The following is an 18,062-nucleotide window of genomic DNA, read 5'->3' on the forward strand; positions in this document are numbered from 1 at the left end:
AACAGGTCGAAGGTCGCCGAACCCGTCAGCAGGGCGACGGTCAGGCCCGATCGCTTCTCGACCCGTCCGCGCCCGAACATCTCAGTCCACGACCTTCTTGAAGATCACCGAGGCGTTGGTGCCGCCGAAGCCGAAGCTGTTGGACATCGCAACATCAATCTTTCTCGGCTTGCCCTTGTGCGGGACCAGGTCGATCGGCGTCTCGTGTTCCGGATCGTCCAGGTTGATGGTCGGCGGGGCGATCTGGTCGCGGATGGCCAGGACGCAGAAAGCCGCCTCGATGGCCCCGGCGGCGCCCAGAAGGTGGCCGGTCATCGACTTGGTGGACGACACCGCCAGGTCCTTGGCGTGGTCGCCGACCAGCCGCTCTATGGCCTTCAGTTCGATCCAGTCGGCCATGGTCGAGGTGCCGTGGGCGTTGACGTAGTCGAGGTCGGAGGGTTGCAGCCCTGCGCGCTTCAACGCCGCCTTCATGGCCCGCTCGCCGCCCTCGCCGTCCTCGGACGGGGCGGTGATGTGATAGGCGTCGCCGCTCATGCCGTAGCCGACGACCTCGGCGTAGATCTTGGCGCCGCGCGCCTTGGCGTGCTCGTACTCCTCCAGCACGAATATCCCGGCGCCCTCGCCCATGACGAAGCCGGCGTGGCCGCGGTCATAGGGGCGCGAGGCCGTTTCGGGCGTGTCGTTATAGGCGGTGCACAGCGCCTTGCAGGCCAGAAAGCCCGCGATGCCGATCGGCACGATCGAGCTTTCCGCCCCACCGCACACCATAACGTCCGCGTCGTCCAGGGCGATCATCCGGGCCGCGTCGCCGATGGCGTGGGCGCCGGTGGCGCAGGCGGTGACGACCGCGTGGTTCGGCCCCTTAAGGCCGTGGCGGATCGAGATCTGGCCGCCGGCCAGGTTGATCAAGGCGCTGGGGATGAAAAAGGGGCTGACACGACGCGGCCCCTGTTCCTTCAGGATGATGGCGGTGTCGGCGATGGGGCCCAGGCCGCCGATGCCGGCGCCGACCATGACACCGGTGCGCTCCTTGTCCTCGTCGGTTTCGGGTTTCCAGTTCGCGTCGTGCAGGGCCTCGTCGGCTGCGGCGATGGCGTACAGGATGAAGTCGTCGACGCGCTTCCTGTCCTTGGCCGACATGATCTGGTCGGGGTCGAAGTCGCCCTCGCCGCCGCCGCCGCGCCCGTCCACGCTGGGAACCTCTCCGGCGATGGTGCAGGCGTAACCTTCGGCGTCGAAAGCGGTGATCGGACCGATGCCCGAACGCCCTTCTACGATGCCATTCCAGCTTTTCTCGACGCCCCAGCCCAGGGGGGTCAGCAGGCCGATTCCTGTCACCACGACGCGACGCATGGCGTTCGCTCCTTCGCTCTTACGATTCAACGCAAATCCCGAAGCCGGATTCGCGGGTCAGAAACAGTAAAGGCCGCCGGGCGTCTCCGCTAGGAGCGCCGGGCGGCCCTGACTATCGCCGGACGGCGGCTGAAATCAGCCGGCCGACTTTTCGTCGATGTACTTCACGGCGTCGCCGACCGTCTGGATGTGTTCGGCGGCGTCGTCCGGGATTTCGATGTCGAATTCTTCTTCGAAGGCCATCACCAGCTCGACGTTGTCGAGCGAGTCGGCGCCCAGGTCGTCGATGAAGCTGGCCTTTTCCGTGACCTTGTCCGGATCGGCGTCCAGGTGGTCGATGACGATCTTGCGAACGCGCTCGAGGGTGTCGGACATGAGTGTCTCTCTGCCTGTTTAAATGCGCCGTAGAGGCGGGGTCTCATCAAAAATCGCCGTCTCACGGCAGCGCCGACGACGCAAGCCCAAAGGGCTCGAACCGCCAATGCATACCGCCCTTTAGCACAGCCGTCGGGGCGGGAAATAGTCTGTTGCGTGTCGTGATCGCGGTCAGATCATCGCCATGCCGCCGTTCACGTGCAAGGTCTGGCCCGTGACATAGGCGGCTTCGTCCGAACACAGATAGACGGCGGCGGCGGCGATCTCGTCGCCCGAACCCAGGCGACCGGCGGGAATCTTGGCCAGGATGGTCTCGCGTTGCTGCTCGTTCAGCACGTCGGTCATGGGGCTGGCGATGAAGCCCGGCGCGATGCAGTTGACGGTGATCCCACGCGAGCCGACCTCCTGGGCCAGCGACTTGGAAAAGCCGATCATGCCGGCCTTGGACGCCGAATAGTTGGTCTGGCCGGGGTTGCCGGTGACGCCGACCACGGAGGTCACGCCGATGATGCGGCCGGCGCGACGCTTCATCATGCCCTTCACCGCCGCACGGGTCAGGCGGAAATAGCTTTCCAGATTGACCTTGAGCACGTGCTCGAAGTCCTCGTCCTTCATCCGCATCAGCAGGCCGTCCTTGGTGACGCCCGCATTGGCCACGAGAATATCCAACGGCGCGCCGGCCGCCGTTTCCGCCGCATTGACCAGATTGTCGACCGACTCGGCGTCCGACAGGTTGGCCGTGGCGAAATGCGCCCGTTCGCCCAACTCCTTGGCCAGGTCCGCCAGCACGGCCTCACGCGTGCCCGACAGCACCACGGTCGCGCCCTGGGCGTGCAGCGCCCGCGCGATCGCCCCGCCGATGCCGCCCGTCGCGCCGGTCACCAGCGCGGTCTTGCCTGCGAGATTGAACATTCAAATTCTCCGCTCATCCCGGCGAAAGCCGGGACCCAGTGCTTTCAAGCGCAGGATGGCCGGGATCACCACTCCTGCACAAACTCAAACGCTCATCGCCCAAAGTTCTGGGTCCCGGCTTTCGCCGGGATGAGCGGGTCTCAAAGAGCCTTCGCGAACGTTTCCAGGTCTTCCGGCGTGTTCAGCGGCAGGCTTTCGGCGTCCGGCGCGATGCGCTTGGCCATGCCGGTCAGCACCTTGCCCGATCCGACCTCGACGAAGCGCGTCACGCCGCCTTCGCCGGCCATCCATTCCATGCTTTCGCGCCAGCGCACACGGCCGGTGACCTGTTCGACCAGCAGGCGGCGGATCGTCTCGGGGTCGCTTTCCGGGCGGGCGGTGACGTTGGCGACCACCGGGACGACCGGCGCGACGATCTTCGCCGAGGCCAGGGCGGCGGCCATCTCATCGGCGGCCGGCTGCATCAGCGGGCAGTGGAAGGGCGCCGAGACGTTCAGCGGGATCGCCCGCGCGCCCAGTTCCTTGGCCTTTTCGATGGCCCGGTCCACCGCCGCCTTGTCGCCGGAGATGACGATATTGCCGGCGTTGTTGTCGTTGGCGACGACGCAGACGCCGACTTCCGCGCCGGCCGCCGCGGCCGCCTCGGCCAAGGCGAGGTCGGTCTTGGGCCCGATCAGCGACGCCATCGCCCCCTTGCCGACCGGCGCGGCCCGCTGCATCGCCTGACCGCGCAGCTTCAAAAGCCGGGCAGTGTCAGACACGCTCAGGGCGCCCGCCGCCGCCAGGGCCGAATATTCGCCCAGCGAGTGGCCGGCGACGAAGGCGGCCCGCGAAACGTCCACGCCGAACTCGACCTTCAGCGCACGGATCACGGCCAGCGACACGGCCATCAAGGCCGGCTGGGCGTTCTCGGTCAGGGTCAGTTGGTCCTCCGGCCCCTCGCGCATCAGGACCGACAGCTTCTGGCCCAACGCTTCGTCCACCTCGGCGAAGACGTCGCGGGCGGATGGGAAGGCGTCGGCCAGCGCCGCGCCCATGCCGACCGCCTGGCTGCCCTGTCCGGGGAAAAGAAGCGCGAGGGTCATGTGCGGTTCGTCCGTCATCGTCCTGGAATCGAGCCGGGAGGGGTAAGCGAAAGCCTTCCCTACGGCAAGCCAAGCCGAGAACGGCGGCTTCAGTCCTTGATCTCAGCCGTGCACGGGCGGTCGTCAGGCCCTGCCGCGCCGTCGCAGCGACGGGCCGCCAGCAACGTCTCATCCGTTTCGATCAACCGGTTCAGCCCGTCCTCGCCCTTCACCAGGGTAAAGGCGTCATAGAGCCGCCCCGTGGCGGTGAAGGCGCGGAAGTTCAGGCGATCCGCCTCGACGTCGACCAGCTGGTAGAGCTCGGTGTTTTCGGCGGCGCGGACCGGCTGGGTGTCGGCGCGATCGTTCAGGCCGTACATCTTCGAGCCCGTGACCGAGACGACATAGACCGGCCCCTGCGGTCGCCCGGCGTCGCTGTTGGCGCGCGAGGCCTCGGCGCCAGCGGGATCGGACACCCGGCCGTAGCAGTGATCATGCCCCTGCAGCACCAGATCGATCCGGCGCGCGTCGAAGATCGGCTTCCACGCCGTCTTCAGTTCCTCGGTGTCCTCAGGTCGGGCGCAGGTGTAGATCGGCTGATGGAACAGAGCAACGTTCCAGCGCGCGGGGCTGGAGGCCAGCGCCTGATCCAGCCAGCGGGTCTGGCTTTCGGACGCGCCCAGGTCGATGGCCGCCGTGCCGTCCAGCACGATGAACCGCACGCCCTGGTAGTCGACGAAATAGCTGGTCTGCTCCGCCCCCGGCGCGCCGTTTTGAGGCAAGGCGAACTGCAGCGGCCAGTGCGGCCCCAACTCCCGCGACTCCGTCCCGTCGGGCAGGATGTGGTCGACGTATTCGTGATTGCCGGTCGCGGGGACCTGCGGCGTCATGGCGAAGGCGCGACCGCCCGCCTCGGTCCATTCGCCCCATTCGTCGTCGTGCACCTTGGTCTCGCGCTGGGCCACCAAGTCGCCGGCGTGGACGACCAGGGCGGCGGGACCGGCCTCCTTCAGGGCCGAGCGGATGACGCGCGAGCCGATCTCGAGGATGTCGTTCTGGGTGTCGCCCAGATAGATGAAACGGAACGGCGCGAAATCGGCCGCCGCCGTGCGGAACGGCAGCCATTCGCTCCAGCCGTCGGCGGCGCGGACGCGATAGACGTAGCGGGTGGCGGGCTCCAGCCCCTCGAACCGCACCTGGTGATAGAGCGCCTGGCCGTTCTCGTTCTCGATCGGCGCGGTCGTTCCCGCGACGGTGCGGGCGGAAAATCCCAGCAGGGGGCCGTCGATCTCCTCGGCGATCTGCGCCTCGGCGGTCGTCTGTCGGACATCGGTGCGCCAGGCCACGGCGGCTCCGTGCGCGGCGTCGGCGGCGGGGCTCAGCACGATGCGATCGGCCCAGCCCCTGGCCGCCCACCGTCCGTTCGGCGCATGGGCCGGCGGCGGCGCGGGATCGGGGTCCGGCGGCGCCATCACCTGGGCCACGGCCGGCCAGGCGGCCAGCACGACAAGTCCCATCAGGGCGGCGACGGACGTCTTCATGCTCGATCCCCCAAGCGGTTTCCCGATCCGCCTAGCGGGGATGTGCGACGGTTCCCCGAGACTATCGTGAAGGTCTGACGATGATCGCGCCGGCTACGGTCGAAGCAGACCGATCAGTTCGTTCCCCGCCAGCAGGGCGAACAGCAGCGCCGCCGCGCCCAGAAGCAGGTTCGACGCCCAGCCGCTGCGCCACGGACGCGGCGTTCTGTCGCTGTTCAGCAGCCAGATCAGCGTCCCGGCCAGGAAGGGCATGAACAGACTGCCCAGCACCCCATAGGCGACGATCAGGCCGAACGGCCGATCCATGAACAGCAGGACGATGGGCGGGAATGTCAGCCACATCGCATAGGCGCGGAACGGCAAGGTCTTCTCGACGGGCCCTTCGCCCTCGATCCCCCGCTCCAGCCCGCGTGAACGGCCGGAGACGTGGCCGTAGAAGTCGGCGAACATCAGGCTGACGCCCTGCCAGACGCCGATCAGGCTGGAGAAGGTGGCGGCCCAGAAGCCGACCAGGAACAGGATGGAGATCGGCCGCCCGAACCGGTCGCGAAGCACCTGATCCAGGTCCAGCAGGCCCCGCTCGCCGCTTCTCAGGGCGATGCCCGCCGAATACAGCAGTTCCGCCCCGACGATCAGCATGGCGATGACGAAGACGCCGGTGACGACATAGGCCACGCCGTTGTCCAGCCGCATGACCCGCATCCAGCCAGGCCCGCGCCAGCCCTTGGCGTTCACCCAATAGCCGTAGGCCGCCATGGTGATCGTGCCGCCGACCCCGCCGATCAGGCCCAGGGTATAGAAGACCGACCCCTGCGGCAGCGTCGGAACCATGCCCGTCATCAGCGCCGGAAGATCGGGCGCCACGATGACCGCCAGGCTGACGACGGTGACGAACATCAGCCCGACCAGGCCCGTCATCACCTTCTCGAACAGGCCGTAGCCGCCGAACCAGACGAAGGCGAGCCCGATCACGCCGCTGAGCACGCCCCACACCTTCAGGTCGCCGCCGAAAAGGGCAGCCAGCGGCAGAGCCGTCGCCGTCATCGCCGCTGCGCCATAGACGAAGCCCCAGATGACGACATAGAGGCCGAAATAGACGCCCGCCCAGTTCAGCCGTCCTCCAAACCAGCCGCCGCCCAGCGACGACCAACCGTCGAAAATCGTCCGCCCGCTGGCCAGGGTCCAGCGGCCCACGCCCTCGGCCAGGGCGATCTTTATGACCGTCCCGACGATCGCGGCCCACAGCAGGGCGTAGCCGAAGCGCGAGCCCGCGATCAGGGTGGCGACCAGGTCGCCTGCGCCGACACCCGTGGCGGCCACGACGATGCCCGGGCCGATCAGGGACCAGCGGGCGCGGGTGGTCTGGGGTTCGTTCTCGGGTTCGGACATGACGCGAGCCTAGCCGCCCGCCAACAAGCCGTCACCTTCGCAGGCGACGCAGGCGGCGACGCTTGCTAAAGCGGGCGGCGATCCAGCTTCGAGGTGCGACTTGCCCTTTCCCGAATTCGATCCGGTCCTGATCCATCTGGGACCGTTGCCGATCCGTTGGTACGCCCTGGCCTATGTGGCGGGCATCGTCCTGGGCTGGTGGTACGCCACCCGTCTGGTCAAGACCGACCGGCTGTGGGGCGGGCGGCCGCCGATGACGCCGGCGCAGCTGGACGACCTGGTGCTGTGGATCGTGCTGGGCATCATCCTGGGCGGGCGACTGGGCTATGCGCTGTTCTACAAGCCGGTCATGTACGCCCAGCTGTTCACCGGCGACACGCTGGGCGAACGCTTCGAGCTGTTCCAGCTGTGGACCGGCGGCATGAGCTTCCATGGCGGCTTCCTGGGCGTGGCCCTGGCCATCGTCCTGTTCTCGCGCGCGCAGAAGATCGACATGCTGCGGATCGGCGATCTGGTGGCGCCGGTGGTGCCCATCGGCCTGGGCTTCGGCCGACTGGCCAACTTCATCAATGGCGAGCTGTGGGGCCGCGAGACGACGGTCCCCTGGGCCATTCGCTTCTGCAACGACCGCATTCAGCAGATGTACGGATTCTGCCCGGCCGGCGACGCGCCGCGCCATCCCAGCCAACTCTATGAGGCGGGGCTGGAGGGAATCGTCCTGTTCGGCCTGCTGTCGCTGGCGGTGTGGAAGGGGCGGCTGCTGATGAAGCCGGGCTATGTCACCGGCCTGTTCCTGGTCGGCTACGGCGTCTGCCGCGCCCTGCTGGAGAATGTGCGCGAGCCGGACTACGGCATGCCCGACTTCCCGCTGGGACTGACGATGGGTATGATGCTGTCGATTCCGATGGTCCTGGTCGGTCTGTGGCTGATCTGGCGGGCCCGGAGCCGCCCGCCCGTCGTCGCATGAGCCTGAAGGCCAGGCTGGCGCGCGAAATCGCCCTGACCGGGCCGATGACGGTGGCCGACTATGTGACCCGCTGCCTGCACGATCCGCAGGACGGCTATTACGCCACCCGGCCGTCGCTGGGGGAAGGCGGCGACTTCATCACCGCTCCCCTGGTCAGCCAGATGTTCGGCGAGTTGATCGGTCTGTGGGCGGTGGAGACCTGGAACCGTCTGGGCGCGCCCGAGCGGCTGCGGCTGGTCGAGGTCGGTCCCGGCGACGGTACGCTGATGAGCGACGTCCTGCGCGCCGCCCGCCTGGCGCCGGGCTTTCTGGAGGCGGTCGATCTGATCCTGATCGAACCCAGCGGGCCGTTGCGCGATCTGCAGGCGCGGGCGCTGGCGGGGGCCGACGTCGCCCCGCGCTGGGTGCGCGACCTGACCCAGGTGGAAATCGACGCCCCCGTCGTGCTGATCGCCAACGAGGTTCTGGACTGCCTGCCCGCGCGCCAGTTCGTGCGCACCGACGACGGCTGGTTCGAGCGGCGCATCGGCGTCACCGACGAGAACGACCTGGTGTTCGGCCTGTCGGCGATCACCGGCGGGTTCGTCCGCCCGGCGTTCGAGGTTCAGGCGGGCCAGACGGTCGAGATTTCGGATCAGCAGGCCGCCTTCGGCCGCGACCTGGGCGCCCTGGTGCGTGCGGCGTCCGGCGCGGCCCTGTTGATCGACTACGGCCGCGCGCGGCCCGAGGCCGGCGACACGCTTCAGGCCCTGCGCCGCCATGCAAAGGTCGATCCGCTGGACGCGCCGGGGCAGGCCGATCTGACCCAGTGGGCCGACTTTCCGACCGTGCTTGAAGCCGCCGTCCGCGCCGGCGCCGACGTGACCGGCTGCCTGGGCCAGGGCGAATTCCTCAAGCGACTGGGGATCGAACATCGCGCCGAAGCCTTGAAGCGGGGACGCCCGGACGCCGCGCCGGTGATCGAGCGCCAGTTGAACCGCCTGACCGCCGAGGACCAGATGGGAACCCTGTTCAAGGCCGCCGCTATCTTCTCGCCCCATTCGCTGGTCGCGCCCGGATGGGACGCATGACCCCGCCTACCCCCATCACCCACCCGCTGCTGAGCGCGGCCGGCATCGCCCACGGCTTCTTCACGCGGGCGGGGGGAATCTCGTCCGGCGTTTACGAAGGGCTGAACACCGGCGTCGGCTCCAATGACGATCCAGCCGCCGTTATCGAGAACCGTCGCCGCGTCGCTGAAGCAATGGGCGCGGACCTCGATCACCTGAACGGCTGCTATCAGATTCATTCCGCCGTCGCCCGCGTGGCCGAGGGGCCCTGGCGGGGCGACCGACCCGAGGGCGACGCCGTCGTCACGGCCGAGCCGGGCGTGCTGTGTTCGGTCCTGACCGCCGACTGCGCGCCGGTTCTGCTGGCCGACCCGGAGACGCGCATCGTCGCCGCCGTCCACGCCGGCTGGAAGGGCGCACTGGGCGGCATCGTGCATTCGGCCGTCGCGGCTATGGAGGCCCTGGGCGCGGCGCCCCATCGGATGCTGGCCGTCGTCGGCCCCTGCATCGCCCAGGACAGCTATGAGGTTGGTCAGGACTTCCAGGACAGGTTCACCCACCACGATCCCGGCAGCGACCGTTTCTTCCGCCCGGGGGCGACCCTCGACAAGCGCCAGTTCGACCTGCCCGGCTTCGTCCTGTGGCGACTGCAGCAAGCCGGGGTGCGCCAAGCCGTCTGGACCGGCCACGACACCTGCGCCGACGCCGACCGCTTCTATTCGAACCGCCGGGCCTTCCAGCGGGGAGAAACGGACTTCGGCCGGCTGATCTCGGTGATCCGGGTTTAGCCCGCCTGGGCCAGTTCCGGTACGCGGACGGCCTCGCGCCAGGCGTGCGGCGCGGCCAGAAGGGCGCGGACCAGCTTGTTGTTCAGGGCGTGTCCGGCCTTGTAGCCTTCGTACCGGCCCAGGATCGGCGCGCCCAGCACATAGAGGTCGCCGATGGCGTCCAGCGCCTTGTGCCGCACGAACTCGCGCTCCATGCGCAGGCCGCCGGGGTTCAGGATGTCGTCGCCGTCGATGACCACGGCGTTCTCCAGCGAGCCGCCGCGGGCCAGGCCGGCCTGGCGCAGGGCCTCCACCTCATGGGCGAAGCCGAAGGTGCGCGCGGCCATGATCTCGGTGCGGAAGGTCGCCTCGTCGACGACGAAGTCCACCACCTGGTTGCCGATGGCGGCCGACGGAAAGTCGATCTCCATGCGCATCTCGTAGCGATCGCAGGGCAGGAGCGCGGCGCGCTTGTCGCCCTCTTCCACCTGGATCGGCTCCAGGATCTCGATGTAGCGCACCGGCGTCGGCTGACGACGGAAGCCCGCCCGGTCCAGCAGGTTGACGAAGTCCCGCGCCGACCCGTCCAGGATCGGCAGTTCGGGTCCGTCGACCTCGATGACGGCGTTGGACACGCCCAGGGCCGCGAAGGCCGCCATCAGGTGCTCGATGGTCGACAGCCGCACGTCGTCGGCGTTGGCGATCATGGTGTTCAGTCGCGCATCGACCACCGCCTCGCCCGACACAGGGATGCGGTTGTCGCGGTCCGTCACGTCGGTCCGCACGAAGACGATGCCCGTTCCGGCCGGGGCGGGACGCACGGCCAGGCGTACGCGGCGGCCCGTGTGCACGCCCACGCCGGCGATGATCGCAGGCGCGACGAGGGTGCGTTCGTGATGGTCGTGGATGACCGGCAAGCTCAAACTCTCTGTCTGCGCGCTTCCGCCTCTGCGTGCGGATTGCGCCTCACCGCTGATCTAGCGGCCGGCCAGCAAGGAGAAAATGAAAGTCGGGTTTCGGATTGTTTCCGTAGCCGGGGCGACAATGAGGGCCCACGCAAATGAAAAAGGGCGACCCTGCGGCCGCCCTTTCCAGATCAGGACTTGTCGGTCCTAACGCCTAGTTCGCCAGACGTCGGAGAAAAGAGGGAATCTCCAGATCGTCGTCGGCCTGACCGGCCTCCGGCTCGGGTGCCGGCTGGGCGGCCGTTCGGGCGCCCGCGGTCGGGCGCGGCGCATAGGTCGGTTGCGGAGCCTGCGCCCGCTTGCGGCCGAACAGGCTCCAGCCGCTGCGGCGATGATCCCGGTCGTCATAGTCGTCAACCGGCTCGGCGCGATCATACAAGTCGGCCTGGGCGGCCGGCTGTGACGGAGCAGGCTTGCGCGTCGTCTCGTATTCCTCGACCCACGGATCGACGATCGGATCCAGGCTGCGCGCCTGGGGCTGCTCGTCCGCCACGCGGATCACCGGCTCGGGGCGAACCTCGATACGCGGCTCCGGCGCGGGGGCGGGCTCGGGCGCGCGGGCCACGGGCGGCTCGTAAGCGGGAGCGGCGGGGGCGACGGTCGGCTCAGGCGCACGTGTCGCCTCGGCGCGGGTCGGCTCGCGCCAGGCGTCGCGGGCGGGCTCGGGGCGTTGGGCTGCGGTTCCATAAAGGCCGCCGGCCGAACGACGGGCGTCGTGGTTGGCCAGGGGCGAACCGGTCCCGGTCGCGGGCGCGATCGGCTCGATGCGCTTGACCTCGCCCTCGTCCATGCCCGTGGCGACCACCGAGACGCGGATCTTGCCTTCCAGCGCCGGATCGAATGCGGCGCCGAAGATGATGTTGGCGTCGCCGTCCACCTCGGCCGAAATGGCGTTGGCGGCCTCGTCGACTTCCAGCAGGGTCATGTCCAGGCCGCCGGTGATGTTGACCAGCACGGCCTTGGCGCCCTTCAGGCTGGTCTCGTCCAGCAGCGGATTGGCGATGGCGTTCTGGGCGGCCAGCAGGGCGCGGTCGTCGCCCGAGGCCTCTCCGGTGCCCATCATCGCCTTGCCCATCTCGGACATGACGGCGCGCACGTCGGCGAAGTCCAGGTTGATCAGGCCCGGCAGGATCATCAGGTCGGTGATCGAACGCACGCCCGAGTGCAGAACCTGGTCGGCCATGCCGAAGGCGTCGGCGAAGGTCGTGCGCTCGTTGGCGACGCGGAACAGGTTCTGGTTCGGAATGACGATCAGGGTGTCGACATAGCGCTGCAGCTCGGCCACGCCCGCGTCGGCCAGGCGCATCCGGTGGCGGCCCTCGAAGGTGAAGGGCTTGGTCACCACGCCGACGGTCAGGATGCCGCGATCACGCGCGCACTTGGCGATGATGGGCGCAGCGCCCGTGCCGGTGCCGCCGCCCATGCCGGCGGTGATAAAGACCATGTGCGCGCCTTCGAGATGCTGGTGAATCTCGTCGGCGGATTCCTCGGCGGCGTTCATGCCGACCTCGGGGTGGGCGCCGGCGCCCAGGCCCTGGGTGATGGTCTCGCCCAGCTGGATCCGGCGGTCGGTCTTGGCGAACGACAGGTGCTGGGCGTCCGTGTTGGCGACGACGAACTCGACCCCTTCGAGGCCGGCGTCGATCATGTTGTTGACGGCGTTGCCGCCCGCCCCGCCGACGCCGAACACGACGATCCGGGGCTTCAATTCAGTGGCTTGAGGCTTGACCAGCGAGAGTGACATTCTTTTTCCGACCTTCCGACCCTGCCCTCGGAAACCAAGCGAACGCCCCGCCGAATCGCATTGGTTATGAGCGTGTTAAGGAGTGCGCCCATGAGGGTTAAGAGAAGGTTACGGCGATAATGTGAGTCGGGTTCGCTCGCAGGCCCAAAAATAGCTTGGCCGCAGATTTTGATCGGATTTTTGGCGCGCGCCTTGGCCGGACGTAGTCCCTCCTTCCCGGCAGCCGCCGAGTGCCGCCCGCGGGCTTGACCAACGAAGCCCGAACGCGCCCAACAAAAAGCCCTTGGGATACTCTCCCAAGGGCTTTTCACGCTTCATCTTATCTTCGCGAAGATCAGAAGTTCTTCGTGAACCGCAGCGACACGCGCCGACCGCGCATGTCGTAGCCGTTCAGCGCGGCGTTACCGACGCGGAACAGACCGACACCGGCGACGGGCGGAGGCGTATCAAACAGATTCTGCACGCCCAGCGTCGTGGACCAGCCGCCGCCGTCGTAACGCAGCGAGGCCGAGTGGTTGTCGTAGAAGCCGGTCGTGAAGGTGTAGATCGTGCAGTAGCTGTTCAGTTGCGTGCAGTCCGTCCCCGAGATTCCGTTCGGGAGATCTGCGTATTTGGCGTTAGCCAGGATTTCCGTGCCGCCGCCCTGTTCGTCGATATCAGAGCCGCGACCGATCAGATCGACACGGTAGAACGCCGTCCACGGTCCCCGGCTCAGAGTCGCCGAGAAGTTGCCGGAGTAAGCCGGACCACCATAGTTAAACGTGTCGTTGCGGAAATCCGTCGTGTCTCCCAGAACCGTTTCGGTGTCCTCGAGCTTGTAGGAATGCTCCGTCTCAAGAGTCAGGCGACCGAACGACAGGTCTTGGGTCCAGCGGATCTGAAGGTCGAGACCGCGACCAGCCTGTTCCGCCACGTTGACATAGGCGTTGTCGACCGTCGCGAGCTTGCCGTCATCAGCGCCGCCGGGATTGTCGACACGCGTGAACAACGAACAGAAGCCCGTTTGACCGCGATAGCAACGACGGATGATTTCACCGACGCCGAGTTGGCTAACAGCGTTCTCGATCGAGATATCGTAATAATCGAGCGCCACGCTCAGCGGAGCAAACGCGGGCGTCCAGACAATGCCCGCGCTGAAGTTGTCCGCCGTTTCCGCTTCCAGCAAATCGCGGCCGCCCACGGAAGACACCGCGATGGAGGAACCGCCGAGCGTGGTGGACGCGCCATCAGCAATACAGCCCTGGAGAATAGCCGGCTCGATGTTGTCGTTCTCGGTGTAGTTGTAGCACGGGTCCGCCGTCTGTCCGGAGTAGCCGATCTGAGCGCCCAGGAACTGCTCGTAGAGCGCAGGAGCGCGGAACGACGTGCCGTAAGCGGAGCGAACACGGAACTCAGACGAAAGCTCCCAGTTCAGGCCGACCTTATAGGTCTCGCTGTTGCCGTAGGAATCGTAATCCGAAATGCGACCGGACGCGTTCAGGGTCAGCAGTTGAATGAAGGGCATTCCCTTCAGCAGCGGCATCTCCACTTCGCCGAACACTTCCTTGATCGTATCCGATCCCGCGGTGCGGCCGGCGGAGCTGAAGAGCGCCATGTTGCGATTGGCCGCCTGATAGCCCGGCGTGTCATCCAACTCTTCGCGGCGGAACTGGAAGCCCAGGGCGACGCCAACATCGCCGGCCGGCAGAGTGAACAGATCCGGCGTCGAAATCACACCTTCCACATAGGCGTGCTCGTAGGTCGTGGTGCCTTCCTCTTCAAAGAACAGGAAGTCACGCTCGGCTTCGTTGAAATCGCCCGACAGGACACGTTCCGACGTCCAAGCGATGCCGTTGGGCATGTCGGCGCAGCTGAAGTTGGAGAAATTCCCGCCGCGCGGATTGTCCGTACAGGCGACATTGGGGCTGTTTAGTGCAAGGAAACGATCAAGGTAGATCCGAGGTCCGAAATTATAGACCGCATCGCTGTAGGAGTATTGCCCATACAGATCGAAATCCCAGGTCGATCCAAACGCATCGAAATCACCCCGGATTCCCGCCACGCCACGGTAGTAGTCGACTGTCTGATAGGTATTCGACGCGTACGGGATCACATATTGAACAGGTTGGCCGAACGGGTTGTTGGGGTTCGACGCCGGCAAGTTATTAGGCGCACCATTCACGACGTTGCGTTGCGCAAAGCTCGGGAAAATTTGCGCTGCGCCGCGCGTCTCGGATTCGCGGCGGTTGTACAGCAACTCCGTGTAAAGCTCAGCGCGCGGAGCGACCTTGAACCCACCGTTGAAGTTCAATGTGTAGCTTTCGCGCGGACTGATGACGGTCGAGTCCTGAACAAAATCGTTGTCGGAAGGCGTATAGAGGAAGGTGTCGGGATAACCGTTGCGGTTGAACCTGGACCAGCCAGCCACGGGGGAGTTATTGCCCTGAGCGACAGTGGGGTATACGTAACCGGGAACATTGCGAACAATGTTCATACCCGACGTCAGCAACGCCACATAGTTCGAGTTCAGGTTGTAGCACTTATAGTCGCCGGTGAACGGGTCGATGTAGTCCACACGACGGTTGGGATTATCGTAGGCGAACAGATAATCGGTGTTACAGGAGGTGTAATCCCGATCTCCGCGAACCAACTCAAATGTCTTAGCATACTCTGCCGCGATATTGGCGTATCCGCGATCCCACGTCTTGCCGAACACGCCATCGATGCGAACCTGCTCGCCGCCATCCTCGAGGGGCTGGCTGTAAAAGGCGCTCATCTCGCCGCCATCAATGTCGGTCCGCGTGATGATGTTGATCACGCCAGCCACGGCGTCAGAGCCGTAGACCGACGACGCACCGTCTTTCAGAATTTCCGTCCGTTCGATTTGCGAGCCAGGAATGACGTTAAGGTCGAACGCCTGCACCTGGCCGCGCGTACCGGCGGGACCCGCGCGCTTGCCATTCAGCAGCGTCAAGGTGCGCTGTGGACCCAGGCCGCGCAGAGCCACAGATTGGGTGCCCGGGCCACCGGCGGTCACATACCCCGACAACTGATCGTTGATCTGGAACGAAGATGAAGCGAGGGTGGAGCTCAACAGCGCCTGTGCAGCATCGGGTATGCCACGAAGATCCGTGTTCTCGGATGTGATGATCTGGACGGGCGAGCTTGCGGTGAACGCGTTAGAACGAATGCGCGTGCCCGTAACGACGATCGCCTCGACCTCGGCGGCCTCGCTTTCCTGCGAAGCGCCGGAAGCCGAGTTTTGCTGCGACTGTGCGAACGCGGCAGGAGCAAAGGCCAGAATGCCCAACGCGCCCGCAACGATGGTGCTGCTGAGCAGCTGGTTCTTAACGACGGTGTTCACTACGATCCGTGTCCTCTGAATGACCCCACTCAAGCGAAGCTGAGCAACGCTCGATAAAGGATCAATCTAGAGGCCCCCACCTACGACAGGCAATGTACCATCGTTGCGCGAGGCCGTTTTTCCGCCACACGCGTCACACCTACGACACACTTCGGTCACGACACGGCGAACATCGTTAGCAGCGCTGGACGGTTTGTCAGAGGTTATCCCGCAGCCACCCCGCCACGCGGCCGACGACGTTGCCGCGGTGCACTCTGGGGGCGTCGGCGGCGGTGATCTGGCGGGCCATCAGCTTGCGGGCGGAGACCGCCTCGCGCGGGCCGTAGGCGGCGCGGAGGAGGACGCCGGAGGTGGCGCAGAAGGCGGGGCCGGAGGCGGCGTCGGCCAAATGTGGCGCCCGTTGGGGTTTTCCAAGGCGGAGAGGGCGGTCGAAGACGCGGACCGCCAGTTCGCGGACGCCGTTCAGCTGACTGGCGCCGCCGGTAAGGACCAGGCCGGCGCCTGGCTCCAGACCCACGCCGGCGGTCTTCAGCCGATCGCGCAGCAGCTCCAGCGTCTCTTCCACACGCGGGGCGATGACGGTCTTGAGCATGGCGCGGGGCACGACGACGGGACCGGCCGACGAATCCTCGCCGCGCGGCGGGGCCTCCAGCATCTCGCGATCCTCGTTGGCGCTGGCCATCGCCGAGCCGTGCAGGGTTTTCAGCCGCTCTGCGCCCGCCTTGGAGGTCGACAGGCCGCGCGCGATGTCGGAGGTGACATGATCGCCGCCGACGTTCAGGCTTTCGATGTGCAGCAGGGACCGGCCGCCCCAGACCGCGGCGCTGGTGGAGCCGCCGCCCATGTCGATGCAGACGCAGCCCAGGTCCATCTCGTCGTCCTCCAGGGCGGCCAGCGAGGAGACGACCGGCGCGGCGGCGACGCCCTGCAGGTCCAGGTGCGCCAGCTCCAGGCAATGGCTCAGGGTCGTAAAGACGCTTTCGGACATGGACACGACCAGAAGGTCCAGGCCCAGAGAGCCGCCGCGCATGGCGCGCGGATCGTGGACGCCCCGCGCCCCGTCCACCGACCAGGCGATGGGCAGGACGTGGATCGGCCGGCGGTTGGGCAGGCGGATCTGGGCCAGGGCCATGCCTATGGCGCGCGCCAGGTCGGCGTCGCCGATCGGGTTGGCCCCCAGCGAGACGCGCGCCTGGACGCGGTGGCTGGCCATCTGGCCCATGGCGGTGGTGACGACCACGCCCGAGACCGGGCTCTGGGCCGCGCGCTCGGCGCGTTCGACGGCATGGCCGATGGCCTGGGCGGCCTCGTCCATGTTGATGATCGCCCCGCCCTTGACGCCCTTGGACTGGACGTGGCTGGCGCCGGCCACGCGGATGGTGCGGTCGGCGTGGCGCACGCCGTCGGGCTTCATGATGAAGCAGGAGACCTTGGAATGGCCGATGTCCAGGGCGGCGACCACGGGCGCGCGTCCGCCGCGGGAGTCCATGCCCCGGCCCTGATCGTTCGCCGCCATCCGTTGCTTGCCGCCCATGCCGGTCCGTGTCCCTTCGTCAGACGTCGCCGGTCGGTCGCACCGCGACCGCTTCAGGCGTTCTCAGATCGACCCGGGCGAACCCCAGGTCCAGCAGCCGCTCGCGCTGGTCCAGCGCGTCCAGGCGGATAAGCGCCGCCTCCTGTTCGACGGCGGGCAGCTGGATCAGGCCGCCGTCCTTGAGCCGCAGGTCCCAGCGGCGTTCGTCGACCCGCACCAGGGCGTCGATGCGGCCCATCAGGCGCGGGCGCTGGCTCAACAGGGGCAGAATCTCGCCGGCCGCGGCGTCGGCGCCGCGTCCGACCACCAGCGGCAGGACAGGATAGCGACGCGCGTCAGCCCCCTCGATCACCTTGCCGGCCGCGTCGATCACCTTGATCTGGCCGTCGACCTGCCAGACCGCCAGGCGGTCGTGCTCCTTGACCTCGACGATCAGGGTGTCAGGCAACAGGCGCACCACCCGCGCCTCCTTGACCCAGCCCACCGACTGGACCCGCTGTCGCAAGGCGTCCAGGTCCAGGCCAACGATGGGCTGGCCGGCGGTCAGGCCCAGGGCGCGCTGGATGACGGGCTCGGCCTCGGCCGAGGCGCCGGTGACGTGCACCCGCTTCAGCGTCAGGCCCATGCCGGCGGTCAGATGGTCCACGCCGCCAGAGACGGACTGGCCGATCCGCTCGGCGCGCGCGCCGGTGGCCAGCACCCCGGCCACCACCAAGGCGCCGGCCGCCAGGGCGATCATCACCGCGCGGGGAGACAGGTCGACACGGCCGATGGCGGCCATCTTGCCGGGAACGGCCCCGCCGCCCTGACGGGCGCCGCCGCGACCCCGGCCCTGCGCGGAGCCTGCCGCGCGGCGGGGGGACTGCGCCGAATTCTGTCGCCGACCGCCGCGAACTACCGCGGGCATGAGGCGTCCTCCACCATCCACCGAACCAGGTCTTCGTAGCTCATTCCGACATGGGCGGCCTGCTCGGGAGCGAGCGAGGTCGGCGTCATGCCGGGCTGCGTGTTGACCTCCAACAGGACCAGATCGTCCTTAACATCGTCATAACGGAA

The 18,062-nt window shown here is 67.2% G+C and carries 14 protein-coding genes and 1 pseudogene; 3 read left to right on the forward strand and 12 right to left on the reverse strand.

The features are described 5' to 3' along the window. Nucleotides 1–81: 81 nt before the first annotated feature. From fabF to B2U11_RS01370, 6 genes are all read right to left on the reverse strand, one after another. Nucleotides 82–1,356: a beta-ketoacyl-ACP synthase II gene (gene fabF / locus B2U11_RS01345; RefSeq protein ID WP_292069240.1), complete on the reverse strand. Its 1,275-nt coding sequence runs from the start codon at nt 1,354–1,356 to the stop codon at nt 82–84. Between the two features lie 135 nt (nt 1,357–1,491). Then, on the reverse strand, nt 1,492–1,731 hold the full coding sequence (locus tag B2U11_RS01350; RefSeq protein WP_249749913.1) for an acyl carrier protein: 240 nt from the start codon (nt 1,729–1,731) through the stop codon (nt 1,492–1,494). 171 nt (nt 1,732–1,902) lie between these two features. Next, the gene (gene fabG, locus B2U11_RS01355; protein WP_292069246.1) at nt 1,903–2,643 is read right to left on the reverse strand and encodes a 3-oxoacyl-[acyl-carrier-protein] reductase; all 741 of its coding nucleotides are present in this window, start codon (nt 2,641–2,643) and stop codon (nt 1,903–1,905) included. A 140-nt stretch (nt 2,644–2,783) separates the two neighbouring features. Further along, a complete protein-coding gene (fabD, locus tag B2U11_RS01360) occupies nt 2,784–3,728 on the reverse strand; it encodes an ACP S-malonyltransferase (protein WP_292069250.1) in 945 nt (314 codons plus the stop codon). An 89-nt stretch (nt 3,729–3,817) separates the two neighbouring features. Then, nucleotides 3,818–5,248: a purple acid phosphatase family protein gene (locus tag B2U11_RS01365; RefSeq protein ID WP_201216822.1), complete on the reverse strand. Its 1,431-nt coding sequence runs from the start codon at nt 5,246–5,248 to the stop codon at nt 3,818–3,820. A gap of 93 nt (nt 5,249–5,341) precedes the next feature. After that, nucleotides 5,342–6,637 carry an Nramp family divalent metal transporter gene (locus B2U11_RS01370; RefSeq protein ID WP_292069254.1) on the reverse strand — a complete coding sequence of 432 codons (1,296 nt, stop codon included), beginning with the start codon at nt 6,635–6,637 and terminating at the stop codon, nt 5,342–5,344. A 100-nt stretch (nt 6,638–6,737) separates the two neighbouring features. On the opposite strand from B2U11_RS01370, the gene lgt reads away from it, so the two are divergent. From lgt to pgeF, 3 genes are read left to right on the forward strand one after another with little or no spacing between them, the layout of a single operon-like run. Further along, nucleotides 6,738–7,604, forward strand: coding sequence for a prolipoprotein diacylglyceryl transferase (gene lgt, locus B2U11_RS01375; RefSeq protein WP_292069256.1), 867 nt, complete (start codon nt 6,738–6,740; stop codon nt 7,602–7,604). Further along, nucleotides 7,601–8,674, forward strand: a complete 1,074-nt coding sequence (locus B2U11_RS01380; RefSeq protein ID WP_292069258.1) for a class I SAM-dependent methyltransferase — start codon at nt 7,601–7,603, stop codon at nt 8,672–8,674. The genes lgt and B2U11_RS01380 overlap by 4 nt, the downstream gene beginning before the upstream one ends. Then, a complete protein-coding gene (gene pgeF / locus B2U11_RS01385) occupies nt 8,671–9,441 on the forward strand; it encodes a peptidoglycan editing factor PgeF (protein WP_292069260.1) in 771 nt (256 codons plus the stop codon). The genes B2U11_RS01380 and pgeF overlap by 4 nt, the downstream gene beginning before the upstream one ends. Here the strand turns inward: pgeF and lpxC are convergent. The 6 genes and pseudogenes from lpxC to B2U11_RS01415 form a co-directional block, all read right to left on the reverse strand. After that, the gene (gene lpxC, locus B2U11_RS01390) at nt 9,438–10,337 is read right to left on the reverse strand and encodes a UDP-3-O-acyl-N-acetylglucosamine deacetylase (RefSeq protein ID WP_292069261.1); all 900 of its coding nucleotides are present in this window, start codon (nt 10,335–10,337) and stop codon (nt 9,438–9,440) included. The genes pgeF and lpxC overlap by 4 nt on opposite strands. 202 nt (nt 10,338–10,539) lie before the next feature. After that, entirely contained in the window at nt 10,540–12,129 is a 1,590-nt protein-coding gene (gene ftsZ, locus B2U11_RS01395) for a cell division protein FtsZ (protein WP_292069262.1), read from the reverse strand. A gap of 334 nt (nt 12,130–12,463) precedes the next feature. Further along, nucleotides 12,464–15,472 (reverse strand): TonB-dependent receptor plug domain-containing protein, encoded by a 3,009-nt coding sequence (locus B2U11_RS01400; RefSeq protein ID WP_292069263.1) that lies wholly within the window; start codon nt 15,470–15,472, stop codon nt 12,464–12,466. Nucleotides 15,473–15,668: 196 nt separating this feature from the next. Continuing rightward, nucleotides 15,669–16,961, reverse strand: coding sequence for a cell division protein FtsA (gene ftsA, locus B2U11_RS01405; RefSeq protein ID WP_292069265.1), 1,293 nt, complete (start codon nt 16,959–16,961; stop codon nt 15,669–15,671). A gap of 64 nt (nt 16,962–17,025) precedes the next feature. Next, nucleotides 17,026–17,913 carry a cell division protein FtsQ/DivIB gene (locus B2U11_RS01410; protein WP_292069264.1) on the reverse strand — a complete coding sequence of 296 codons (888 nt, stop codon included), beginning with the start codon at nt 17,911–17,913 and terminating at the stop codon, nt 17,026–17,028. Continuing rightward, nucleotides 17,901–18,062: pseudogene (locus B2U11_RS01415) on the reverse strand (D-alanine--D-alanine ligase); the annotation flags it as partial. The gene B2U11_RS01410 and the pseudogene B2U11_RS01415, both read right to left, overlap by 13 nt.

This window comes from Brevundimonas sp. UBA7534 (genome assembly GCF_002479325.1).
Taxonomy (GTDB): domain Bacteria; phylum Pseudomonadota; class Alphaproteobacteria; order Caulobacterales; family Caulobacteraceae; genus Brevundimonas.

Excerpts from the sequence above, each read along its gene's own strand:
- ftsA (WP_292069265.1), bottom strand. The coding sequence starts at position 16,961 with ATGGACTCCCGCGGCGGACGCGCGCCCGTGGTCGCCGCCCTGGACATC.
- B2U11_RS01380 (WP_292069258.1), top strand. The coding sequence starts at position 7,601 with ATGAGCCTGAAGGCCAGGCTGGCGCGCGAAATCGCCCTGACCGGGCCG.
- fabG (WP_292069246.1), bottom strand. The coding sequence starts at position 2,643 with ATGTTCAATCTCGCAGGCAAGACCGCGCTGGTGACCGGCGCGACGGGC.
- fabF (WP_292069240.1), bottom strand. The coding sequence starts at position 1,356 with ATGCGTCGCGTCGTGGTGACAGGAATCGGCCTGCTGACCCCCCTGGGC.
- B2U11_RS01370 (WP_292069254.1), bottom strand. The coding sequence starts at position 6,637 with ATGTCCGAACCCGAGAACGAACCCCAGACCACCCGCGCCCGCTGGTCC.
- B2U11_RS01410 (WP_292069264.1), bottom strand. The coding sequence starts at position 17,913 with ATGCCCGCGGTAGTTCGCGGCGGTCGGCGACAGAATTCGGCGCAGTCC.
- pgeF (WP_292069260.1), top strand. The coding sequence starts at position 8,671 with ATGACCCCGCCTACCCCCATCACCCACCCGCTGCTGAGCGCGGCCGGC.
- B2U11_RS01350 (WP_249749913.1), bottom strand. The coding sequence starts at position 1,731 with ATGTCCGACACCCTCGAGCGCGTTCGCAAGATCGTCATCGACCACCTG.
- fabD (WP_292069250.1), bottom strand. The coding sequence starts at position 3,728 with ATGACCCTCGCGCTTCTTTTCCCCGGACAGGGCAGCCAGGCGGTCGGC.
- ftsZ (WP_292069262.1), bottom strand. The coding sequence starts at position 12,129 with ATGTCACTCTCGCTGGTCAAGCCTCAAGCCACTGAATTGAAGCCCCGG.
- B2U11_RS01365 (WP_201216822.1), bottom strand. The coding sequence starts at position 5,248 with ATGAAGACGTCCGTCGCCGCCCTGATGGGACTTGTCGTGCTGGCCGCC.